The sequence below is a fragment of the Daejeonella sp. genome (assembly GCF_044342615.1).
Classification (GTDB): Bacteria; Bacteroidota; Bacteroidia; order Sphingobacteriales; family Sphingobacteriaceae; genus Daejeonella.
The window spans coordinates 1-4,276 of record NZ_JBIIPN010000179.1 but is presented as its reverse complement, the minus strand read 5'-3'; the positions used below and the strand labels follow the sequence as shown (position 1 = coordinate 4,276).

General features: G+C 35.2%; 3 protein-coding genes. 2 read left to right on the top strand and 1 reads right to left on the bottom strand.

Annotated features, from left to right (window positions below; translation table 11 throughout):
- Positions 1 to 445 precede the first annotated feature (445 nt).
- A complete protein-coding gene (locus ACIQ0D_RS11810; protein WP_395805864.1) occupies positions 446 to 1,396 on the top strand; it encodes a sugar phosphate isomerase/epimerase family protein in 951 nt (316 codons plus the stop codon).
- Between the two features lie 156 nt (positions 1,397 to 1,552).
- Here the strand turns inward: ACIQ0D_RS11810 and ACIQ0D_RS11805 are convergent, their stop codons facing one another.
- Positions 1,553 to 3,193, bottom strand: coding sequence for an NAD+ synthase (locus ACIQ0D_RS11805; RefSeq protein WP_395805862.1), 1,641 nt, complete (start codon positions 3,191 to 3,193; stop codon positions 1,553 to 1,555).
- Positions 3,194 to 3,289: 96 nt separating this feature from the next.
- Between ACIQ0D_RS11805 and gldB the strand changes: the two genes are divergently transcribed.
- Positions 3,290 to 4,276: gliding motility lipoprotein GldB (gene gldB / locus ACIQ0D_RS11800; protein ID WP_395805860.1), on the top strand; the 987-nt coding region annotated here is incomplete at its 3' end.

Sequence of the window (4,276 nt, the reverse complement as noted above, 5' to 3'; positions counted from 1 at the left end):
AAAGAACAAAATGGTGGATGCCGGGGGCATTGAAACAAGATATAAACCTAAACGAGGAATTTACATTTTATGTAAAACATGGCGATTATATCGCAAAATTTGCAGTTTTAGGCAGTTTTGCTTTCTTGATTTTTCTGTTGATTAGCATTTTTAAGAAAAAGGCATAAAAATGAAAATCCGTCCTAATTGGAACGGATTTTCATAAAAATACACCTTGAAAACTGTTGATAGATAACAATACAAAAATTAAACATCAACACATTAACTAACCTTCACAAAGAAACGGTTAAAAGAATTGCATATTGTAAAAATGATAGATTTGTTACATCTAAATGGCCCAAAAATGATATCTATGGATGTAGATGACAAACTTTAGAAAGATAAATCCCCTAAATTTTCCGAATTATAATAAATATTGTAATTTCAAAATAAAAATCAATCAAACATGTCAAATAACCGTCGTAAATTCATCCATCAAATTTCTGGTTTAGCCGGAATCGCGTTGATCCCCACCTCATTATATTCTTGTGTAAGCAGGAAAAACCCAAATGCAGCAGATATACAAAATTCATTTTTTGAAATTTCGCTTGCTGAATGGTCTCTTCATAAAGAATTGTTTAGTAAGAAAATCACCAATTTAGATTTTCCGGTAATTGCTAAAAAAGAGTTTGGCATTAGTGCGATAGAATATGTAAACGCTTTCTTTAAAGATAAAGCTAAAGACACAAATTACCTGAATGAGCTTTTAATGCGTTGTAACGATAATGGGGTCAAAAACCACCTAATTATGTGCGATGGCGAAGGTAATTTAGGAGAATTAGACAATGCAAAACGAATTCAGGCGGTTGAAAACCATTATAAATGGGTAGAAGCTGCAAAATATCTAGGTTGTGCTACAATTCGTGTAAACGCTTATGGCGTTGGTACTGCGGCAGAGGTTAAAACTGCGGCAATCGACGGATTAGGTCGCTTGGGCGAATTTGCATCAAAAGTTGGCATCAATGTAATTGTTGAAAACCACGGAGGATACAGTTCAGATGGTAGCTGGCTGAGTAGCGTAATGAAAGAAGTTGGCGAAAAAAATGTAGGAACATTACCTGATTTCAACAATTTCTGTCTTACTCGTCAAGGAAATAAATGTGTTGAAGAATACGATAGGTACAAAGGCACCCTTGAAATGATGCCTTATGCAAAAGCGGTAAGTGCGAAATCACTTGATTTTGATGCGCAAGGAAATTGCATTGAAACCGATTATGTGAAAATGCTTAAAATCGTAAAAGATGCAGGCTTTAAAGGCTATGTTGGAATTGAATACGAAGGATTAAAGCTTGACGAATATGAAGGGATAAAGAAGACTAAAGCGCTATTGGAGCGTGTAAGAGCTGAGATTGGATAGGGAGATGTGAGATATGAGATGTGAGATATGAGATGTGAGATATGAGAAGCATTGGTGTCTCAAATCTATGGTCTCATATCTCAAATCTATGGTCTCAAATTTAAGATATGAGATGTGAGAAACCCTATCTCATATCTATTGTCTCAAATCTCACATCTATTGTCTATACTTCGCCACAATCGGCATTCTTCTTCCTGTTCCAAATGCTTTCGGAGAGACTCTAAGTATTGGTGGTGCTTGTTTACGCTTAAATTCGGCCATATTTACCATTCTAAGGATTCTCTTAACCATTGCTTCATCAAAACCCATAGAAATTAGTTCGGAGGAACTCTTTTTAAGCTCAATATATTGGAAAAGCATTGCATCTAATATCTCATAATCCGGCAAAGAATCCGAATCTTTTTGTCCCGGACGTAACTCAGCCGAAGGAGGCTTCACAATACTATTTTGAGGAATAATTTCTTTATCTCTATTGATATAATGAGCTAACTTATAAACCTGTGTTTTGTAAACATCGCCTAATACAGAAATTGCTCCTGCCATATCTCCATATAAAGTACCATAGCCTACAGCGCACTCACTTTTATTGGAGGTATTGAGCAAAATATACCCGAATTTATTCGACATGGCCATTACCACAATACCTCTACTACGTGCTTGAATATTCTCTTCTGCCACATTAAATGGAAGATCTTCAAATGTTGGCTTCATCATGCTCTCGAATGCCGCTGTAGCTTCCTTAATCGGAATGATTTGATGTTTACAGCCAAGATTGGCAACAAGGTCTAATGCATCTTGTATAGAATGATTGCTAGAGTACTCTGAAGGCATCAAAACTGCCATGACGTTCTCTGCTCCCAAAGCCTCCGCGGCTAGCGCACAAACGAGCGCAGAGTCTATTCCGCCAGAAAGACCAAGTACCGCCTTCGAAAATCCAGATTTTTGGAAATAGTCTTTAATACCTAAGACTAAAGCATCATGAATTTGTTCAATATCATTATGAGGATTATGAATAATTGGATTTTGTTCTAAAATATTTCCCTTCTCAATAGAATAATACTTGATACTTTCTTGAAAATAAGGTAGCTCGTCTAAAAGTGAGCCCTCTTGATCAAATACTAAAGAGCCTCCATCGAAAATAATTTCAGTTTGAGCGCCAATCTGATTCACATAAAATAATGGCATTTTATATTTCCGGCAGTTATCCCCTAATACTTGTACCCTTTCTTCATCATGATTATAAGCGAAAGGAGAGGCTGCAATATTAATCATGAAATCCGGATTTTCCTTTGCAAGCTCATACATTGGCGAAATTACATACATTGGATTGTCGTTGATATTCCAAAGATCTTCACAAATGGTAAGTGCAATTTTATGGCCTTTAAACTCGATGCAGCTAAAATTTACTGCTGGTTCAAAATATCGGTACTCATCAAAAACATCATAATTTGGGAGTAGAGCCTTATTCACGATAGACTTAACCTTTCCATTTTCAATAAAATAAGCCGAATTATACAAATCTTTACCCTTTATTTCTGGGTTCTTTGTTGGGAGTCCGATGATACATGCAATACCCTCACAAGCTTCAGCAATCTTCCTAGCTGATTCATCACATTGATTGATAAATTCCGAGAAATCCAGAAAATCACAAGGGGAATAACCACAAACAGAAAGCTCGGCAAACACCACTAAATCAGCGCCTTGAGCCTTTGCTGATTGGAGTGTATCAATTATTTTGGAGGTGTTAAAATCAAAATCTCCAATAATATAATTTAATTGAGCAAGGGCTATTTTCATGGTCTAATCATTAAAGCTAAATTAATTGAGAGCTATTCATAAGCTAAACACAGATTATTCTATGCATTTTCATAATTTAGCAATTTATCTTCATTTATGAGACGAGCGCAAATTTACCTGTTTTTTTTAATATGCTTGATGATCCTATCTTGTAATAATAAAAAGACTCCCGATATCAGCAAAATTAATCTAAATACTAAAATTGAAAGATTTGATAAGGATTTTGGCGGATTAAATTCGAATAATATCTCAGAAAAAGCGCCAGTTTTAAGGAAAAAATATACCTGGTTTTATGACGATTATATGGAAAAAATAATCGTTGCAGGTGTAGCAAGTGATACAGCTTATTATTCTAATTTGAGATTTATTCTTCAAAATCCTGATTATTTAGAATTAAAAACCACTGTAGATAAGACTTTTCCTGATCTAAAAAAGCAAGAATTAGAGATTAATCAAGCCTTTAAATACATTAAATACTATTATCCGAAACAGAAATTACCACGTATAATTAGTTTTTTATCGGGTTTTGCGGTACAAACGCCAATAGGTAACGACTATATTGGAATAGGTTTAGATATGTTCTTAGGCAAAAATGGAGAACGCTTTTACCCTGCACTAAGAGAAAGTATTCCTGCTTATATTGCCAGACGATTCAATCCAGAAAATATAAGTCCCAGGCTTATAGAAACCCTCATTCGGGAGGATATGTTCCCAGAAAAAGATAGCGACAGAACTTTACTAAGCAAAATGATTTACAATGGGAAGGTTCTTTATTTGATGGACGCTGTGATGCCTGAAACAAGTGATACGCTCAAGATTGGATATACCCAAGATCAACTCGATTGGTGTACAGAATATGAATCAGGGATATGGGCTTACTTTATTGAAAATAACCTTTTATACGAATCAGATTACTTAAAAATACAGAAATATATAGCTGAGGCGCCCTTCACACCTGGTATTGGCGAAAAATCTGACTCTGCACCTAAATTAGGAATTTGGACTGGCTGGCAAATTGTAAAGAAGTATATGGATAAAAATCCAGAGTTAACTTTACAACAGTTAATGCAAGAAGGCGATGCC

Coding starts and splice junctions, on each gene's coding strand:
- ACIQ0D_RS11810 (WP_395805864.1), top strand. CDS start 446: ATGTCAAATAACCGTCGTAAATTCATCCATCAAATTTCTGGTTTAGCC.
- ACIQ0D_RS11805 (WP_395805862.1), bottom strand. CDS start 3,193: ATGAAAATAGCCCTTGCTCAATTAAATTATATTATTGGAGATTTTGAT.